Raw genomic sequence first — 18,474 nt, forward strand, 5'->3', positions numbered from 1 at the left:
AATATTTAATTAGATGTATATTGCACCCTAAAACAAAAATTAAAATAAAGCGTGCATTAAATGTAAATATGTCTACTATTCAATTTATTTAATAGTTGATTTAGGCTTTCAATTTCCTCAGGCGATAAACACTGGCATCTTGCTTCAATCAATTCACATCTTGCAGTGTTAATTTGTTGAATAAGTGAGCGAGCCTCATCAGTTAAAATTAATTCCTTACATCGTAAATCTTCATGAGATTGTTGACTCGTAATATATCCTTTTAATACTAGTTTCTTAATCCATCGAGATACGATTGATTGTTCTCGGCTTATTTTCATCGTTAAATCATATTGTGATAAACGATCGTAATTATATAAAATACGTAATAATTCTAATTGCTCAGAGGTAATATCTGTGCGCTGTCCGAAACGTCTGTTTACTAAATTTAAATCATTATTTGTAAGTGTTATAAGTTTTTCAAGTTGTTTATACATGTTGTTCTACTCCACTATATTAAGTTGTTAATATTATATGCTTTATTTATAAAATATACAATACTATTATACACTTTGCACAAATTCGTTGCATAATTACCTAGAAGTATACTAAATTAGAAGAAGTCTAAACAGAGAGAAAAAGGAGACGCTTTATGACAGCCATCAAGGATAGGGATTATTTTTTCGATAATGCCCGTGCAGTACTCATATTTTTAGTTGTCTTCGGTCATCTTTTACAACCTTATACTACCGAAGATAAATATTTATCAGCTCTATATTTGCTTATTTATAGTTTTCATATGCCGACATTTCTATTTATTTCAGGCTATTTTGCTAAAAATCTAGATAAGCCACATTACCTTGAAAAAATTGCGAAGAAATTACTTGTACCATATGTCATTTTTTTCGCATTCTTTTCGATATATTATTATTTAACGGGCAAAGAAGATGCAATTCAATTAGATCCATTTAACCCTGTCTTTGCATTATGGTTCTTACTTACACTATTCTTCTTCCACGTCGTACTAGTTATTGTTCGTAGATACAATCCTTATATCGTGTTATCTGTAGCAATACTGGTATCAGTGTTAGCAGGATTTTCAGGGAATATAGATAGTTATATGAGTATTTCAAGAACCATTGTATTCTTTCCTATTTTTTATATAGGTCATTTAGTCACTAAGGAACACACTATGAAACTACGTAATAAAAAGTGGGTACCCATATCAATCATTATTCTAGTAGCCTTCTTTATAGGTTATGTTATCCACCCTATCAACGGTGATTGGCTATTAGGTAGTTCTCCTTATACATCGTTAGAAAGTAACGGTGAAGACGTGTATAGCCCATTCAAACGATTACTCTTATATATCATTATTCTAGTAACAATGGGCGCATTCCTTAATCTGACATCCCAGAAGAAGCGTTTCTATACCTATATTGGACGTCGAACAATGTTTGTTTACTTACTTCACGGCATTGTTATTGGCGTCTTAAGAGGTTTTGAAATATATCCATTCAAAGACAACGTTTCAATATTAACTTATTTATTCTTATTGGTAAGTTCAGGTATTATTGTTTTCATTTTATCATCAAGATTTGTTTGCAAATGGACGAATCCTGTGATTAACTTACGCAGACCTTCAGAATTTAGGGATTAACAATTAAATATTAATGTATTTCATACCAGAATGTAGTGCTATAAATATGTTATGATAGTAATAATTTGAAAGAATTATGAGACTATTTTAACAATTCAAATACTACATTTTGGTATTTTTTTAGAGGTGTTTTCGGAAAATGAAGCTATCATTAAATACAAATTCAAAGTTTTTAAGAGCGCCAAGCATACGTCAATTTTCAAATCGAATTAAACACATCGATGATTGCGTAAACTTAACCATTGGCCAACCAGACTTCCCCATGCCAGACGTGGTTAAAGAGGCATATATCAATGCGATAAAAGAAGATAAAACAAGTTATTCACACAATAAAGGGCTACCAGAAACAAGACAAGCGATCAGCCACTACTTTAATCAAAAATATGGATTTACCTATAGCGAAGAGGAAATCATTGTCACAAATGGTGCCAGCGAAGCATTAGACACCTCTCTTCGAAGTATCATTGAACCAGGAGACGAAATTTTAATCCCAGGTCCCATTTATGCAGGCTATATTCCGCTTATTGAAACATTAGGTGGATCTCCTATTTATATGGATACAACGCAATCTGAGTTCAAAGTGACTCCAGAGCTTATTAAGAGCCATATGACGCGTAAAACGAAAGCTATATTACTCAACTATCCTACTAATCCTACAGGCGTTATTCTAGAGCGCTCAGAGGTTAAAGCTATCGTAGAAACACTCGTCGATAAAGAACTATTTATTATTAGTGATGAAATTTATGCTGAAAATACATTCAAAGGCAATCATACGTCATTTGCAGAATTTGAAGAAATTAGAGACCAATTGTTGCTTATTGGTGGTTTAAGTAAGTCACATTCTGCAACTGGTATTCGCATAGGCTTTTTAATAGGTCCAGAATACTTAATTGAAAAATTAACATTTATGCATGCCTACAATTGCATTTGTGCCAATGTTCCAGCTCAAATTGCCTGTATCGCTGCTTTAAATGAAGGATTAGAAGCACCTCAATATATGAATGAAGCCTACATGAAACGTCGCGATTACTTAAAAGATAAACTAGAATCACTCGGATTTGACTTAACTGCTCAACCACAAGGCGCATTCTACATTTTTCCTAGTATTAAAAAATTCACCGACAATGACTTTGATTTTTGTGTAGATGTTTTAGAGCAAGCACATGTTGCCATTGTTCCTGGATCTTCATTCACAAATATAGGTAAAGGTTATATTCGTATCTCATATGCCTATGAAATGGAAATGCTTAAAGAAGGCATGCGCCGTTTAGAAAAATATTTACAAGAGAATTATCCTGATAAAATGTCATAGCATCTCGCCCTTCTTTTCATCTAAAATTCATCAATAAACAAAAAATCCACTCGATTGACATCATCTTATCAATCAAGTGGATTTATTTATATATTCACTAAACGCTTATGGGAATTTAGGGAATTGGTCGAAATCAGGATCACGTTTCTCTTTGAAAGCGTCACGGCCCTCTTTCGCTTCATCAGTTGTATAGTAAAGTAATGTTGCGTCCCCAGCCATTTGTTGTAAGCCAGCTAAACCATCAGTATCTGCGTTCATCGCTGCTTTTAAGAAACGAAGTGCAGTTGGAGAATGTTTCATCATTTCTTTACACCATTGAACTGTTTCATCTTCAACTTTATCTAAAGGTACGACTGTGTTAACGAGTCCCATATCTAAAGCTTCTTGAGCATTGTATTGGCGACATAAGTACCAAATTTCTCTCGCTTTTTTATGACCCACGATACGAGCTAAATAACCTGAACCGTAACCTGCATCAAATGAACCTACTTTAGGTCCTGTTTGACCAAAGATTGCATTATCAGCAGCAATAGTTAAGTCACATACAACGTTTAATACGTTACCGCCACCAATCGCATAGCCTCTAACCATTGCGATAACTGGTTTAGGAATGACACGAATTAAGCGTTGTAAATCTAATACATTTAAACGAGGAATCTCATCTTCGCCTACATAACCACCATGTCCACGTTTCTTTTGATCTCCACCTGAACAGAAAGCTTTGTCGCCTTCACCAGTTAAGATAATGACTGATATATTTTGATCATCACGTGCACGTGAGAATGCGTCAATCATTTCAGCTACTGTTTTAGGTGTAAACGCATTACGTACTTCTGGACGATTAATCGTTACTTTTGCAATTCCTTCGAAAAATTCATATTTAATTTCATCATATTCTCTAAGTGTTTCCCACTGTCTAGTCATTTTGCTCCTCCTTTAAAAAACCTACTACCATTGTATCAAATTCCGTACTATCTTCCACATGAATTGTATGCCCAACATTCGAAATGTTTACCGTACGACTATGAGGTATCGCTTCAGTTAATTTTTGACCAATACGAACAAATTTTTCATCCTTTTCACCCGTTAAAATGAACGTGCGAACAGCTATCGATGAAATTTGAGGCCAAAGATTCGGCATATTGCCCGTACCATAATCACGTAGCGCTTTAGCCAACCTCACAGGGTTCTGGCTCATTCGATTCGCCCGTATGGCTTTCCGCACCTCAGCATCAAGCTCATACTGCGACCGGAAAAGCGGCAACTTCTCCCAATCATTCACAAATATCTCCAACCCAGCAATCTCAAGCACCTTCGCACGAGCCGCATCCACTTGAACACGTTCCACTTTATCCGCCTCATCTTGAATCCCCGCTGAAGTACTCTCTAAGAGCAGCCCTCGTAGCGCTACACTGCCATATAAAGCATAGTATAGCGCTACGCGGCCGCCCATAGAATAGCCGAGTAGGTACACGTCATACGTGTCAAATTGCGACAGTACCTCATCAAGTGCATGAGCAATATACGGGAAATCCCAAGTATCTTGCATGTCTGAATTATCTTGACCATGTCCGGGTAAATCAATCGTTAATACATTCACATGTTGACTCAAATACGCCATATGACTATCGTACGTTGTTGAATCACTAATAAAACCATGTAACATAACAAGCAATTGCTTGCTATCATTTTCAGATTCAAAAAATTTAAAGTGTAACATTAACGATATCACTCAATTTCTTATATAAAATTTGATGTTGTTGCATATTATCTTCTCGACTAGTTAATACCTCATAAATATGAGAATCCATAGAAGATAATTCCGCATATTTAAAGTCATTTAAGCTTTCAAAACGTTCAAAAGTAAAATCATAAAGTAACGCCGCATGTTCAAAATCTAAGCCAGTTGGCGTGCCAAATAAACGTTCGAAATAGTCACTGGCCGAATCTTTTTGAGGAAGATAAGAGAAGATACCTCCACCATCATTGTTCACTAAAACAATATTAATGTTGATGTCATTTAATTTCGCCATTAATAAGCCATTCATATCATGATAAAATGATAAATCACCGATTAATAACGTTACTTTTTTATGTGCTGCCATTCCAATAGCAGTAGATACGACGCCATCGATCCCATTAGCGCCACGATTGGCATAAACTTCGGCTTCAGTTTCAAACATTAAATTATCAACGTCTCGGATTGGCATGCTGTTACCTACAAAAAGTGCGTCACCTTTAGATAATTTATGAATGACCTCTCCTACATAAACCGCTTCATCAGATGCATGATTGAGATAGTCTTTAATTTCAACTCGAGACTGCTGTTCTAGTGATTGCCATAGTTCCAACCAATCTTTACGTTGAACACTCTCTTCCTCCATCAATGATCTAAAGAAATCATTTGCCGAAATTTCATATGAAATATTAGGTGGCATTGGGAAAACATCAATTTTATCATTATTCTGCACTAAAATTTGGTACGCTTTCGTACGTTTTAACCATTGGTTTAATTTCTTAGAAATTACCGGTTTACCCACACGAATAACGAAATCCACATCTAAATCTAAGCCTGCACGATAAAGTAAATCATATGTTGTAATCACATTGGGATGATTACTTTTACGTAATTGACTTAATGGGTCAGCTAAAATCGGCATATCATAAACTGTAGCGTACGTCAGAATTTGGTCGACTTCTTGATGTTGCATATCTCCTACAATAATAAGACCTTTTTTCTTTTGCAATATCGCACTAATCCCTTTTACCGCAATGCTCTTTTGATAATGCGGTAATGTTTTAACTTGAGACTTCAGTAAATCTACACGATTCATATCAGGTGTTAATGGCTCTCTAAAAGGCATATTAAAATGAATCGGGCCTCGATGTGGGCCGTATAAATACTGGCTAGCAATTTGCATTTGATAGTGAATCGTATAAAGCATTTGCTCAGTGCCATCCGCGATAGGTAGATCAAATTGGAAATTAACATAATTACTAAACATATTAACTTGATTGATTGCCTGCGGTGCGCCCACACTACGTAATTCATGTGGTCTATCACTTGTTAACACAATCAGTGGCACTCGACTAATTTGACATTCAGCAATTGCAGGCGTGTAGTTCGCAGCTGCTGTACCTGACGTACATAATATCGCAACTGGCTTTCCGCTTCCTTTAATCAGCCCTAAAGCGAAGAATGCTGCGCTACGTTCATCAGGATGTATCCAGGTTTTAATTTTCGGATGTGCCTCAAATGCAAGCGCTAATGGTGTAGAACGAGATCCTGGACTAATAACAACTTCTCTTACGCCATACGCATATAATTCTGATGCAAACGTAAACACTTGTTGTGTCAAAGCATCGCTATGATTCGTCATAATTATCTACTCCTAATGCATTCATCATTGGTGAAAATTTGACTGCCGTTTCTGCAACTTCGCTATCAGGATCAGAATTCTTAACAATACCACAACCTGCAAATAACGTTGCTTGATCACCCTTAATCAACATGGAACGAATCGCTACGATAAATTCACAATCATCGTACACGTCAATATAACCTACAGGAGATCCATAGAGGCCACGCGTACCGAATTCATTATTCTCAATAAATTCTAATGCTTCGGCTTTAGGATAACCACCCAACGCTGGTGTTGGATGTAAGCAATCGATTAAACCAATGTATGATTTGTCGTTTAAATGACCTTTTATTTCTGTATATAAATGATATAAATGATCATTCTTTAGAATATTTGGCGTTTCATTATAATCGATATCTTGCACAAAGGGTTTAATATCATTCAAGATACTTTCAACAACAAACTGATGTTCACCTAGGTTTTTCTTATCTTTTAAGAACGCCTTAATATTCTCTTCATCTTCTGCTTCATTATGAGAACGTTTAATTGTACCTGCTACAGCCTTTGTCGAAAGAATGCCATCTTCAACTTTAATTAATTGTTCAGGTGTTTGTGAAAAGAATATAGATTGATTAGATTCTAATAAGAAAATATAACTATTCTTCTCATTCTGGAGTGCTCGATTCAACACATAAGGAATATCAATTTCTTTATCAAACTTAATTAAACGTCTACGTGCAAGAACAATTTTTTTAGATTCATCAATCTTTTCAATGGATTCTTCAACGAGTTCACGCCAATCATCTTTATAAATATCTTCCATACGTGTGACGTTACCTCGTTCTGTTTCCGAAGAATCAACTTTCGTGTGCTCGAAATACGAAACCAATTGTTTGAACGCTTCAATATCAAAATCTTGACGTTCAGTAGTATAAGTGATGAATGTACGTTCCCCTTCATTAGATATCAATACTTTAGGTAATACAAAGTGATTCAATCCATACTCTCGCCACTCATCATCAGACTTATGACTTGAAAATTGAAATCCGCCACATAATCTAAGATGGTGTCTACTTGTATCTGGATGAATTAATTCGATTTCATCTTTTAATTTTTCCCATTCCCTAAAGATAGACTGCTTATTTTCAAAGTTATTTTTAAACCTTTGAACAGCGTGATATCCAAAATATGAAGAATAATTGTCGTTCAATCGCATGTAAAAACGGTCTCCCGCTTCTTGTTCTGTTAAACGGAACAAAGCACTTGGTTCAATCGTTCTGTCTATTTCGACTTCTACAGAAACCCAGTCTTTGGTACTTGCGTATAACTTATCGACAATGTCTTCTTCTTTTACATTCACAGCCATTCTTATTTCACTTCTTTCTCCTTCGAATTTGACTCATTAATGTATTGTATCACTTTTATACGTAAGTGTTATCATTATTGCTTAAACTAAAAATGCAATTTTTCACGTCAATTGACCTTTAGCTATGATTCCTTTAAAATATTTATGATAAATATATAAAAATAAGAGGTTATGCATAATATGTCAGATCAATATCAACAATACTCAACCGTTAAGAAATACTGGCAGTTAATGAGACCTCATACCTTAACCGCAGCAGTTGTACCGGTTTTAGTTGGCACAGCCACTGCGAAAATTTATCTACTTGGTAGTGAAGACCATCTGAAATTTAGTTTATTCTTAGCCATGTTAATTGCATGTTTATTGATACAAGCAGCAACGAATATGTTTAATGAATACTATGATTTCAAAAAAGGTCTTGATGACCACAATTCTGTAGGTATCGGTGGCGCCATCGTGCGAAATGGTATGAGTCCGAAACTTGTCATGAACATAGCAATTGCATTTTACATTATCGCAGCACTATTAGGTATCTTTTTAGCTATTCAAAGTTCATTCTGGATTATTCCAGTCGGAATCATTTGTATGGCTATCGGTTACCTTTATACTGGCGGACCAATGCCAATTTCATGGACTCCATTTGGTGAGCTATTCTCTGGCTTATTTATGGGTATGATTATCATTGTATTATCATTCTTCATCCAAACTGGAAACGTCCAAGGCTATGCATTCTGGATTAGTATTCCAATCGTTATTACTATTGGCCTCATTAATATGGCTAATAATATCCGCGACCGTGTTAAAGACAAAGAAAGTGGCAGAAAAACTTTACCTATTTTATTAGGTAAACGTGCATCAATCATTTTCATGGCTGCAATGTATATTGTTGCTTATGTGTTCGTCATTTTCACAGCACTATTTAGAGCACCGGGTTCACTATTCTATTTATTAGTATTGTTATCATTCCCTATGCCAATTAAAGCTGTAAGACGATTCAATAAGAACGATACACCAGCAACAATGATGCCAGCAATGGCTGCTACAGGCAAAGCCAACACATTCTTTGGACTTTTATATGCATTAGGTATATATATTAGTGCACTTTGTGGCGGTATCTAATTTCATATTTTTGATAATGAACTCGGCAATGAAATCATATTCATTTGTCGAGTTTTTAATTTAGTGTCAAATGAAATCATCTTCAATTGTCGAGTTTTTAATTTAGTGTCATATGATGATACTTATGACCATATAAATCAATGTCCCCTACATCTTCGAAGCCTAACTTTTTATATAGCTTTAGCGCACCCTCATTATCATAATCACAATTCAAACTCCACTTTGCCTTCGGATCACTATCAATCAAATATTTAAATAACTGCGTAGCAATTCCCTGTCCACGATATTCCGGAAAAGTAGCTACCGCTTCAATATAAACTTCATCATCATAAGCTTCTTTTTGAGGTAAAGGCGTACCTAATTCACGAATATCATCTTCGAGTGGTAAATCTAACCACTGTTGTTCCAAATCTAACTCTTGTTTCCCAGGATAAGCAATGATACATCCCGCAACGCTGCCATCTTTCTCATATACCCAAATATGATCATAATACGTACGATATTTAACATTTACAATGCTTAATTCAATTGCTTCAATGACACGTTCTTGAGTCAAGGCCTGTGTTATATCTAGTTCCATATCTTCCCATATGATATAACACAATTCAGCAATCTGTTTGTTATCACTTGGACGAGCCTTTCTAATCATCATACCTTCCCCTTTATAAATTAGGTTGCAATGTCATTATATATAATTTATTTGATTAAATAAAATTATTACTAAAACGATTGTTTTAACTTTGATGCTGTATGAAATTTTCTAAAATTCTAAAATTTACTTTTAAGAGAATCATAATTCGGGTAGTAACTAGATAATAAAACTTTAATAAAGGGAGAATGATTATGGATATTTTAAGAAGAGTATTTAGAATCTTAGTCACTGGCTATATTGTCAAAGTTATTAGAAACCTTATTTCAGGAAAATCAAGCCAAGATAACAAAAATGACAGTGACAATAAAGAAAAGTAGTGAGTGGAATAGAAATATCATTTAACAAAATGAGATTGGAATATTAAATTATTTTTCAACCTTTCATAACATGAATAGCTTTTAAACTATAAAGTATAATACTTTATTCACACTTCGAACTAATCAAATGCGATTAGTTCGTTTTTTTAATTAATATAAAATAACAATAAATGAATAGTGCCCTTTCATTACAATAATGTAATAAAACTGTTGAAAAAATTAATTGTAAAATTATGGAATATTTTAATGAAACCCCTTACAATTAAATCAACTCATATAGAAGCCATAGCACATCACTACCATGTATAAATAATTGTAGCTGTTAATTGTTAAAATTAATATTCAGAATTTTCTAATTATATAAAGCTATTTATTTGTATTTTTGCAGATAGGAGTTCTTATAAATGATTAAATAAAACAGATGAATAAAAGGCACAAAGAAAAATAAGATAGTAAGTGCTATAAGAAATAGCTCAATATAGATTTTGTAGTACTTTGAAGGAGTGAGTATTTATAAGTGTTTAACATTCAGATTTTACCTTCTTTAAATAATCAAGAAAAAGAAAAAATACTAGAAATTAATGACTGTATTGTTATTAATTCAAAGCGTACTAATCCTGATTTGCTTATCATTTGGGAATCTGGTGACGAATATGACCAAATGATAAAAAACAAAGTTAGTTCTTTACCTGTAATCGTTATAACGAAAAATAAGAATAGAGAAAGAAAGTATTACTTTTATGAAATAGGCGTAGCTATGTATATCATTCTCAGTGATGAAGAACATTATCTTATAGAATGTCGCATTATTAATGAAATTAAAAAACACTTACATTACTTAAGACCTAAGTTGTTCATCGATTTTGAGAAACAATTATTTATTTTCAATAATCAAAAATATGCATTATCTCACATAGAATTGCAGATTTTAAATCATCTATATCAACATATCAATCAATATGTTTCTAGCAAAGATCTTAAAAATCAAGTTTGGAACACTTTAGAATATATAGACTCTAATACAATAAATGTTTACATTCATCGATTAAGATGCAACCTCCAAACTTGCGATAATTTAGAAATTATTAATAAAAGGGCTACAGGCTATAAGTTAGTAATCAAAGATAAGTAATTAAATACGTCACCTCTATATAAATTTAAAAAGTCCTCAAAGTAAACGAAGTTATATTACTTTGAGGATTTAATATTGATAATTGAAATTATTTTGTTTTCATGAACCAGATGAAAGATAGTAATACGAGTAAGTTATAAGTGGTTGAAACCTTTCATAAATCAAGCGCAGTATTGATATAAAATGGATATGATAAAAAGATTAATACTTCGTCTCATGCAATAATAATGCAGCACCAAGTCCTTATTACTAGCTAATTAAAAACATATTTTTCCAACTCTTTTCTAAAGCGTTACTTTGACTATTTTGATAATCTAATAATGATAAAAGAATACCTATCTGCCCTTCTAATAATCCAACCTTATTTTTGAACCGTGTTTGACTATTAACAATTTCGATATCATGAAACATAAATTGATTTTCAGAAGAATAATATGACAATATCTTATCTAAGATTAAGTTAAGATAATTATTTACTTCTTCTATATTAAAATATCTATTTACGTTATTCAGAATCGTAAAATGAGAAGCAAGTCCATGACAAAAAGTTGGACTAATTAAATTATCATTATTTAATCTAATTATTTTTATCATTATATTTTTAGCTTTTTCGATGAGTTCTTCATCTTTTTGAGCCATACCTAATAGCCAAATCGTATTCATTACCCCAGTATCTCCATAACACCAACCATTTCTTATAGCGTAAGATGGATAATACATTTCCGCAATATCATAACGATCTAGCCATCCACACTCATTTTGAAATTCCGACTTAAATAAGTAATCGGTTATATCAGAAAGTAAACTTATATGATTATTTAATTCAATTCCTTTAAGTTTACTTAGAGCTAAGAGTGAGAATGGACCTAATATACCATGAGCCAAACCCAAATTAATATTTCCTGAAGAATACCTTTCTTTATCTATATTTAAAAACTGATTTTCCTTTGAGATAATCCAATGATTTTTTGAATAATGTAAATCTCTAAAGTACTTCATTATGTCTATTAAACTAGTTACCACCTTAGGATTAGCCCATACTCTATTTAACAAATACCTCCCAACACCCGCTAAGCCTTGTACTACATCGCATTTTTTTGGATTAGCCTCTATATTGATAGATGCCATTTTTCTGTTAATAAAATCGATTAAATAATTATCTAATTTCTGCAAAATTGTTTGATAATGAGTGCTATTATCTGAAACGATATCTATTGAGAATGCTATTCCTGAAATCCCACTAAATAATGAGTAACCTTCAATCCTTCTTTCTAATTCTTCACCTATCCTCAAAATATACTTATGTATCAATTCATCTAGATTGATACGGAAATTTTTTTGATATTCATTTAAGAATAATATTATTCCAGGATAGCCATGTGACAATGTATAAGAACTCCAATACTCACTATTATTTTCAATTTGAGCTGTTGCAATTTCGTATTGAGATAAGAATTCGACTTCTTTTTTTATCAATGCTTCAGCATTCTTCATTTACAGCCTCACCACACCAGTATTTCTTTGTTTTCTCAATTTCATTAAAAATAGAAAGTACAAATTTCTCTTTATTACGATTAACGCCAAATATTCTATTACATCTCATATGAATTAAGCTACCAATAATATGTGTTCTAGGTGTGGACAGATCTTTACCTAAAGCAACTTTCAATTTTTCTATTTCATTATAGTTTTGACATAAAATATGATGAAGATTAGGTAACTTTTCGTGTAAGTAACGATAATTATCTTTAGGATTAGTAAGTTTAACCAACTCATTTTTATATTCTCTGATCTCGTTGTTACGATATAAGTCTTCAACATTGTTAGACCTAATTTCATTAATTTCTTCTTGGCTTATTTCTAATTCATTCAGTAGAAAAATAATGCTTATAGCTACTACAAACGCTTTAGGATATTTAAACGTTTGATTAATGATATGTATAGCCAACCAACTATCGTACATAAAGTAATCCTCAACTATTTCAATTGTTTCACTACCACCATATCTATATATTTCAGGTTGATAATCGACAATTGCAAAATGAGATAATTCTGATTTATCAAGCCATTGCTGTTTCCATTGCAATATATAATTGTACAACTGTGCTGAATCATTATTCTTATTTAACAACCGGAGTTTAATGAAGTGTTCATTTTCTTTATATTTAATAAAAAAGAATTTTTCTAATTTACTATTATCTAACAACTCTCTTAAACACGGTAATATAAACTGAATGGTAAAATCATTTTGATAGTTTTCATCAATAAATAAATGTATTGAAAGCCAATCTCTTTTTGATTTCGATTGTTTATAAATATTTTTAGGTATTGTTATTCGTTTTTCATTAGACTTAACTTTTCTATATATTGGCGTCACAATTTCTATCACTCTATCATTATTAGCATCTTGTATAAAATTCTCTAAAAGACTTACCCTACCCTGCTTTTCAATTTCTTTTTTTAATATGGAAATATGAGCATGATTAGACAAATTAATAGTTAGCCTATTATCTCCAAAAGTCATAGTGACATCATTAGGGATATCATAAAAAAGCTGAATCTCGTGAAATTGATTAATCCATTTTTCCTTTTCACAATGAGTGAACATATCTTTATTTAATTTCCATGTAGCTGGTTTTAAAATGACATTCTTATATCTAATTCTAGGACAATAATTAAATCCATCTATTCCATTGTCCTTGATAGGTTGAATAAACTTCGTATTACCTAACGATACCTCTCTAAGAAACCGATATAAATCAGAACATAAAACAAAATTTAACATAGAATGAGTTATAAATATGACCCTTGAATTTAAATTTTTAGAAAATAAATATAATTTATCAAAAGTACTTCCAACGTATAACTCATCTAATACAATTGAACTATATGGCATATCCAGTTCAAGTTCACTCAATTTCGTAGAACCAGAATGATTAATATTTAAATTTCTTGCATATTTAGGAATTTCATTTATATGAATAACTTCAGTATTATTTTCTTTACTATATTCAATATATTGTTCATTTATTTCCTCATCTAATTGACTTCGTAAATCTTTTTCAAACTCCTGAGAAAAACGCCCCATCGTTGCACCAGCATTGTAAGAAGAGACTATAGGACTAATCACTAAAAATTCATCATATCCTTTTATAGTATTTCCATAATAAAACTCACTATAAATTTCTGAAGTTAAGGGCGCTCTTTTTAAAGAAATGGTATTTTTCTTTTCTAAATCTAATAGTTCATTTTCAGTGATTTCTATCTCTTTATTATGAGAAATTGCATAATAATATTTTTCTTTTAAAAATGGAATATCATTTTTAATCGGTTTATTTTCATTATTGGGATAACCCATTCCATTTATATCGGAAAGTAATTCCTTTAAATTAACAATTTGTTCAAAACCATATTTCTCCATAAAATCATAATGAAACTCATGTATAGTGCTAGTTCCCAAATCGTTAGGAGAGATTAGCCAAAGAAGATATGCTGCTTCACTCACATTTTCAGCAAGTCTGTTACTCAAACAATTATTTTTAGTTTGAATCCTAGTATCAATTTGGATATATTCTTTAGCTTTAAATAAATCACTCATTAACTTTCTAATTCTCAAAAAGGTTTCCTTACCTTCTCCAACTTTCATATTTTGGTATCTCATCATTTCATAGTGTACGAATTGAAGTGATTTGATGAAATCATCATTAACCTCTCCATAAAAGTATAATAAATAAGCTAAGGGATGTTCTTTGTTTAAAGCAGTTCTTAAACTAGTAAAAATGATTTCTTTATCTAATAAATTTTGTATAAAATTTTTTATTTCCTTCTCATCATTAATTGAAAACGTTTTTGAAATTAATTTTAAAAGGTCTTTAAAAGTTATATTTTCACTTAAGCTTTCTTTAATGCACTTAAGTATGTCATTATATTTTATAGAAATGATTTCATGATTATTTTCTTGAATGAGACATGTTTGATTATCCAAATATATGCGTTGATTGATAATATAATTTCTTTCATTCCAAATAACAAAACTATCTTTATAATACTTATAATGACTTTCTAGAAATCTAATTAATTTACATAACCATGATCCATCTATTTTAACGTGTTTATCATATTCGTTAATATCATCAGAGATTTGTATATTTGTTTTATCGTCAAATTGTCCTAATGATATACCACTTAATAGACCATATGGCGTGCCCCTTGTACTCATTCTAATCAGATACTTTAAGAAACTCTGTTTGGCATTACGTGCTTTCTTGGACTCACTATCAAATGAAATGTTAGTCAAACTTTTATATAACTGATATGTGGTAGTCATAATAGTTTCTTCAATGATTGGATGATTGAAAAACGAAGAATAATCTATCCCCTCATGTTTTAAATAATTATTATAAATAGATATAGGAAATAAAGGAGCCCTAATAATGTAATAGTTTGATGTATTAAAAATACTTTTCATTTATTCACCTCTATAAATAAAGCAGAGCTCTTATAAAGGAACTCTGCTCAATCACTGCATTTAAATCAACAATATTTACTATAAAAATTACATATATTTAGCGCATCCAGGAGTACACCAAATTAAACTTGTATTAGGTGGTGGACCTGATTCAGAATCGTCGATTTCTTTCGCGTTTACTTTAACGTCAAGGTCAAATAGTTCTTTCTTCTCTTTAACACCTTTCACTTGAATCACTCCTTAATATATTTTTAAAAGAATAATTTAATTCTTTTCACTAACATATTAATACGCTTTCAGAAATAGTTCTATATTTTAGTATTATTATTACAAATGTGTAATAATATATTCCCGAGGCTTTGACATTTAAATTTCAAGATAAATTTAACCAATAGTATATTGAAAAACTTTTTGTTACGTTACCTACTTATTAAAGCTATACATTAAACAGTAATATTAATCCATCTTAAAATTTTTAATAAAATAAACTATATGCTCCAATTTACACGTAGTACAATATTATTAATACACATATATAACCAAAGCAATAGATTACCTACATTAATCCTAATACATCTTTTAGTTTAGACATCATTTTTGAAAGGAGTAATGAAACGTTGGATCTCAATAATCTTAATGACAATCAAATTAAAAAGCTTATCAAAGAACTTAAGTATCCAGAAACACTAATAGACAAAAATCTTTTAAACGGATTAATAGCTAACTCATTAAATTTGAGACAAAATATTTTAAGTTTTGAATTAGGATTAGAGTATTTTGTAGCTATTAAACGAGGAAATTTAGAAAAATGTAGATTCTCAATTTCAATTATATTTAAAGCTACTCATCATACTCTCGTAAGATTTGATATAAATGGAGGAGAACACACTAATCCTGATAATACAAAAGCTCCTAAAACTCATGTACACATATACTCCAATAAATACGAAAAAAAAGATAGGTACGCCTATCCTATCGATTTAACTAAATTCCCACAAATATATGATATTTATAATGCTTATTTATATTTTTTGGAATATAATAACATAAAAGAAAATTAAAGAAAGGGTGATAATGTGACTAACTTCTCAGCTAAAGAATTAATATCAAGCTATTTAAATTGGTATTCTGATAAAGTTAAATTCTCAGATATTGAAGAAAATGTAGTTAGAATTGACACTCCTTTCAAAGATGCATCCATGGATAATTTAATCATCTATGCTGTATATACTCCTCAAAATAACAATATACAATTAACAGATGATGGTTACACAATGTTTCACTTAGAAAATAACGGTGTCTACTTTAAAAATTCCAAACTTCGTTTAAAACTTCTTGAAGAACAAATTTCTGCTTATGGAATTAAATTTAATAATAATACCAAAGAATTTTATGTAAATACATCTTACGAGAAATTTAGCATATCCAAACATCGCCTGCTCCAATGTCTAATTTTTATAAGTGATATGTATCTGTTATCAGACCATAAAATAAAGAATATATTTACTGAAGACGTAGCACAAAAATTAGATGATTATAATATAGCTTATAATAGAGATTTAACAATCGTAAGTTCTAGCGGTATGAGTCATACATTTGACTTTGTTTTAAATACTAAAAAGGACAAAAAAGAAAAGTTTATTAATGCAATTTCATCACCAAACAATTCAATGATATTAAAATCAAAACTAACTGACGCCATCTATGCTAAAAAAGTAAAAAGACATCGACCTAACGAATTTATTTTTATATTAAATGATTTAGATAAAGAAATCCCTAAATCTAGTATAGATTTTATTCAAGAAGCTGGAATACTTTCGATAAAATACTCAAACTTTGATAGAGAAATAAAAAACATTTCTTAAAATTAAAGTAATGAAAGGCAACACAATCACTAGAATACTTGGTGTTTTACATTTAATACTGGCGGCCATATAAAGTGGTCGCCATTTTTCCATGATATTAACTACCCATCTATGAACCATTGACTCACTAGACAGATTGTAATTTTTAGATTAACTTTAGCGCAGTACACCAAAAATAGGATTTAACAACCACTTCATGTGATTGCTAAATCCTATCTTAAAATGTAAACAAGTTTTAAATATTATTAATTATCATTACCAATAAGTCTTACATCATTTTTTAGTTTTCCCTCTTTAGGAGCTTCCAGCTTATAATTATCTCCATCTTTTTCTAATTCGTATACATAACTATCTTTTCCATTTACTGCATACTCCACATATCCTTTATTTTTTATATCTGCCCCAAAAATATATTTAGAAAAATAAGATAGTATTAAATATTTTTTGCTATTTTCTTCTTTTATTTCATATTTTCCTGTAAATTCTTCACCAGCATTTGGTTTTCCTTGTGCTGAAACTACCTTGAAGGTACCATCATCTTTAAAAGTAAATATAGCATCAGTTTTTCCATCTACTACACCTTTTAATTCTTTTCCAACAAGACCATCGCTACTTTTTCCACATCCAGTTAATAATATCATCAATATACAAATACTGATCGAAAGTAAAACACCTTTAATATGTTTCAAATACCTCATACAAAATCACCTTAATTAAATAATTTTATTATATTATATCAAAAACACCAATTTGATAGTGAACACTTTCAACTTTTTTGAATATTATTCCTATTTTCTTATAAGGCTGCTCTTTATAGATTCTTAAATGAGAATAATCAAATGATTAGAACATTCAAATTTTGAAATCACATGGCGTGTATATAGCCATTTATTAGAGGAATTAAAAAGTGAAGAAGATGCAAAGCTCGTTAATATAATAAATTTTTAAGTGGTCAACGAAATGGACAACTTGACAATAACTCAATTAAAATTGACCACGAATTGACCAAAATATTTAAAACAAACTTTTACAAATTTCTACCAAAATAAAAAAGAACGTTGATTTAACAACGTTCTAACGTAATTCAGTAAAACAAAAGTTTACTAATTTGTATTATTGTACGGAAACGGAGGGATTCGAACCCTCGCGCCGCTCTCGCGACCTACACCCTTAGCAGGGGCGCCTCTTCAGCCAACTTGAGTACGTTTCCATATGGCTCCGCAGGTAGGATTCGAACCTACG

The 18,474-nt window shown here is 31.2% G+C and carries 17 protein-coding genes and 1 tRNA gene; 7 read left to right on the plus strand and 11 right to left on the minus strand.

The window, feature by feature from the left end:
* Positions 1-56: 56 nt before the first annotated feature.
* On the minus strand, positions 57-476 hold the full coding sequence (locus tag HMPREF2580_RS08375; RefSeq protein WP_002442071.1) for a MarR family transcriptional regulator: 420 nt from the start codon (positions 474-476) through the stop codon (positions 57-59).
* Between the two features lie 155 nt (positions 477-631).
* Here HMPREF2580_RS08375 and HMPREF2580_RS08380 point away from each other — a divergent pair, with 155 nt between their 5' ends.
* Together HMPREF2580_RS08380 and HMPREF2580_RS08385 are read left to right on the plus strand one after the other, a co-directional pair.
* Entirely contained in the window at positions 632-1,639 is a 1,008-nt protein-coding gene (locus HMPREF2580_RS08380) for an acyltransferase family protein (protein WP_070831936.1), read from the plus strand.
* Positions 1,640-1,778: 139 nt separating this feature from the next.
* Positions 1,779-2,951, plus strand: coding sequence for an aminotransferase class I/II-fold pyridoxal phosphate-dependent enzyme (locus HMPREF2580_RS08385; RefSeq protein ID WP_070831939.1), 1,173 nt, complete (start codon positions 1,779-1,781; stop codon positions 2,949-2,951).
* A gap of 105 nt (positions 2,952-3,056) precedes the next feature.
* Here HMPREF2580_RS08385 and menB read toward each other — a convergent pair whose 3' ends face one another.
* The 4 genes from menB to HMPREF2580_RS08405 are packed head-to-tail and all read right to left on the minus strand — an operon-like array spanning position 3,057 to position 7,679.
* Positions 3,057-3,875 carry a 1,4-dihydroxy-2-naphthoyl-CoA synthase gene (menB, locus tag HMPREF2580_RS08390; protein WP_002442063.1) on the minus strand — a complete coding sequence of 273 codons (819 nt, stop codon included), beginning with the start codon at positions 3,873-3,875 and terminating at the stop codon, positions 3,057-3,059.
* Complete coding sequence (gene menH, locus HMPREF2580_RS08395) at positions 3,868-4,671, minus strand: 2-succinyl-6-hydroxy-2,4-cyclohexadiene-1-carboxylate synthase (RefSeq protein ID WP_070831941.1); 804 nt, start codon at positions 4,669-4,671, stop codon at positions 3,868-3,870. Before menH ends, menB begins: the two co-directional genes overlap by 8 nt.
* The gene (menD, locus tag HMPREF2580_RS08400; protein ID WP_070831944.1) at positions 4,658-6,331 is read right to left on the minus strand and encodes a 2-succinyl-5-enolpyruvyl-6-hydroxy-3-cyclohexene-1-carboxylic-acid synthase; all 1,674 of its coding nucleotides are present in this window, start codon (positions 6,329-6,331) and stop codon (positions 4,658-4,660) included. The genes menH and menD overlap by 14 nt, the downstream gene beginning before the upstream one ends.
* Positions 6,318-7,679, minus strand: a complete 1,362-nt coding sequence (locus tag HMPREF2580_RS08405; protein ID WP_044466312.1) for an isochorismate synthase — start codon at positions 7,677-7,679, stop codon at positions 6,318-6,320. The genes menD and HMPREF2580_RS08405 overlap by 14 nt, the downstream gene beginning before the upstream one ends.
* Before the next feature lie 180 nt (positions 7,680-7,859).
* On the opposite strand from HMPREF2580_RS08405, the gene HMPREF2580_RS08410 reads away from it, so the two are divergent.
* Entirely contained in the window at positions 7,860-8,798 is a 939-nt protein-coding gene (locus tag HMPREF2580_RS08410; protein ID WP_070831947.1) for a 1,4-dihydroxy-2-naphthoate polyprenyltransferase, read from the plus strand.
* 97 nt (positions 8,799-8,895) lie between these two features.
* Here HMPREF2580_RS08410 and HMPREF2580_RS08415 read toward each other — a convergent pair whose 3' ends face one another.
* Positions 8,896-9,447, minus strand: a complete 552-nt coding sequence (locus HMPREF2580_RS08415; RefSeq protein WP_070831950.1) for a GNAT family N-acetyltransferase — start codon at positions 9,445-9,447, stop codon at positions 8,896-8,898.
* A 194-nt stretch (positions 9,448-9,641) separates the two neighbouring features.
* Here HMPREF2580_RS08415 and HMPREF2580_RS12480 point away from each other — a divergent pair, with 194 nt between their 5' ends.
* Both HMPREF2580_RS12480 and HMPREF2580_RS08420 read left to right on the plus strand, forming a co-directional pair.
* On the plus strand, positions 9,642-9,767 hold the full coding sequence (locus HMPREF2580_RS12480; protein ID WP_002442051.1) for an SAR1012 family small protein: 126 nt from the start codon (positions 9,642-9,644) through the stop codon (positions 9,765-9,767).
* 517 nt (positions 9,768-10,284) lie between these two features.
* Positions 10,285-10,899 (plus strand): winged helix-turn-helix domain-containing protein, encoded by a 615-nt coding sequence (locus HMPREF2580_RS08420; RefSeq protein ID WP_070831953.1) that lies wholly within the window; start codon positions 10,285-10,287, stop codon positions 10,897-10,899.
* Between the two features lie 249 nt (positions 10,900-11,148).
* Here the strand turns inward: HMPREF2580_RS08420 and HMPREF2580_RS08425 are convergent, their stop codons facing one another.
* The 3 genes from HMPREF2580_RS08425 to HMPREF2580_RS08435 all read right to left on the minus strand — a co-directional run bounded on the left by HMPREF2580_RS08425 (position 11,149) and on the right by HMPREF2580_RS08435 (position 15,595).
* The gene (locus tag HMPREF2580_RS08425; protein ID WP_070831956.1) at positions 11,149-12,393 is read right to left on the minus strand and encodes a lanthionine synthetase C family protein; all 1,245 of its coding nucleotides are present in this window, start codon (positions 12,391-12,393) and stop codon (positions 11,149-11,151) included.
* The gene (locus HMPREF2580_RS08430; protein ID WP_070831959.1) at positions 12,380-15,367 is read right to left on the minus strand and encodes a lantibiotic dehydratase; all 2,988 of its coding nucleotides are present in this window, start codon (positions 15,365-15,367) and stop codon (positions 12,380-12,382) included. Before HMPREF2580_RS08430 ends, HMPREF2580_RS08425 begins: the two co-directional genes overlap by 14 nt.
* A gap of 87 nt (positions 15,368-15,454) precedes the next feature.
* The gene (locus HMPREF2580_RS08435; RefSeq protein WP_070831962.1) at positions 15,455-15,595 is read right to left on the minus strand and encodes a gallidermin family lantibiotic; all 141 of its coding nucleotides are present in this window, start codon (positions 15,593-15,595) and stop codon (positions 15,455-15,457) included.
* Positions 15,596-15,984: 389 nt separating this feature from the next.
* Between HMPREF2580_RS08435 and HMPREF2580_RS08440 the strand changes: the two genes are divergently transcribed.
* Positions 15,985-16,428, plus strand: a complete 444-nt coding sequence (locus HMPREF2580_RS08440) for a DUF6978 family protein (protein ID WP_070831965.1) — start codon at positions 15,985-15,987, stop codon at positions 16,426-16,428.
* Between the two features lie 15 nt (positions 16,429-16,443).
* Positions 16,444-17,232 carry a DUF1828 domain-containing protein gene (locus tag HMPREF2580_RS08445; RefSeq protein ID WP_070831967.1) on the plus strand — a complete coding sequence of 263 codons (789 nt, stop codon included), beginning with the start codon at positions 16,444-16,446 and terminating at the stop codon, positions 17,230-17,232.
* Between the two features lie 245 nt (positions 17,233-17,477).
* On the opposite strand, the gene HMPREF2580_RS08450 is transcribed toward HMPREF2580_RS08445, so the two are convergent.
* Both HMPREF2580_RS08450 and HMPREF2580_RS08455 read right to left on the minus strand, forming a co-directional pair.
* A complete protein-coding gene (locus HMPREF2580_RS08450) occupies positions 17,478-17,930 on the minus strand; it encodes a hypothetical protein (RefSeq protein ID WP_256326442.1) in 453 nt (150 codons plus the stop codon).
* A 423-nt stretch (positions 17,931-18,353) separates the two neighbouring features.
* A tRNA-Ser gene (locus tag HMPREF2580_RS08455) sits at positions 18,354-18,442 on the minus strand.
* Positions 18,443-18,474 lie beyond the last annotated feature (32 nt).

Origin of the sequence: Staphylococcus sp. HMSC036D05 (assembly GCF_001836225.1) — a bacterium.
Lineage (GTDB): Bacteria > Bacillota > Bacilli > Staphylococcales > Staphylococcaceae > Staphylococcus > Staphylococcus caprae.

What these genes read in the sequence shown, in the direction of transcription:
- HMPREF2580_RS08375 (WP_002442071.1), bottom strand. Translation starts at nt 476, where the DNA reads ATGTATAAACAACTTGAAAAACTTATAACACTTACAAATAATGATTTA.
- HMPREF2580_RS08380 (WP_070831936.1), top strand. Translation starts at nt 632, where the DNA reads ATGACAGCCATCAAGGATAGGGATTATTTTTTCGATAATGCCCGTGCA.
- HMPREF2580_RS08385 (WP_070831939.1), top strand. Translation starts at nt 1,779, where the DNA reads ATGAAGCTATCATTAAATACAAATTCAAAGTTTTTAAGAGCGCCAAGC.
- menB (WP_002442063.1), bottom strand. Translation starts at nt 3,875, where the DNA reads ATGACTAGACAGTGGGAAACACTTAGAGAATATGATGAAATTAAATAT.
- menH (WP_070831941.1), bottom strand. Translation starts at nt 4,671, where the DNA reads ATGTTACACTTTAAATTTTTTGAATCTGAAAATGATAGCAAGCAATTG.
- menD (WP_070831944.1), bottom strand. Translation starts at nt 6,331, where the DNA reads ATGACGAATCATAGCGATGCTTTGACACAACAAGTGTTTACGTTTGCA.
- HMPREF2580_RS08405 (WP_044466312.1), bottom strand. Translation starts at nt 7,679, where the DNA reads ATGGCTGTGAATGTAAAAGAAGAAGACATTGTCGATAAGTTATACGCA.
- HMPREF2580_RS08410 (WP_070831947.1), top strand. Translation starts at nt 7,860, where the DNA reads ATGTCAGATCAATATCAACAATACTCAACCGTTAAGAAATACTGGCAG.
- HMPREF2580_RS08415 (WP_070831950.1), bottom strand. Translation starts at nt 9,447, where the DNA reads ATGATTAGAAAGGCTCGTCCAAGTGATAACAAACAGATTGCTGAATTG.
- HMPREF2580_RS12480 (WP_002442051.1), top strand. Translation starts at nt 9,642, where the DNA reads ATGGATATTTTAAGAAGAGTATTTAGAATCTTAGTCACTGGCTATATT.
- HMPREF2580_RS08425 (WP_070831956.1), bottom strand. Translation starts at nt 12,393, where the DNA reads ATGAAGAATGCTGAAGCATTGATAAAAAAAGAAGTCGAATTCTTATCT.
- HMPREF2580_RS08430 (WP_070831959.1), bottom strand. Translation starts at nt 15,367, where the DNA reads ATGAAAAGTATTTTTAATACATCAAACTATTACATTATTAGGGCTCCT.
- HMPREF2580_RS08450 (WP_256326442.1), bottom strand. Translation starts at nt 17,930, where the DNA reads ATGAGGTATTTGAAACATATTAAAGGTGTTTTACTTTCGATCAGTATT.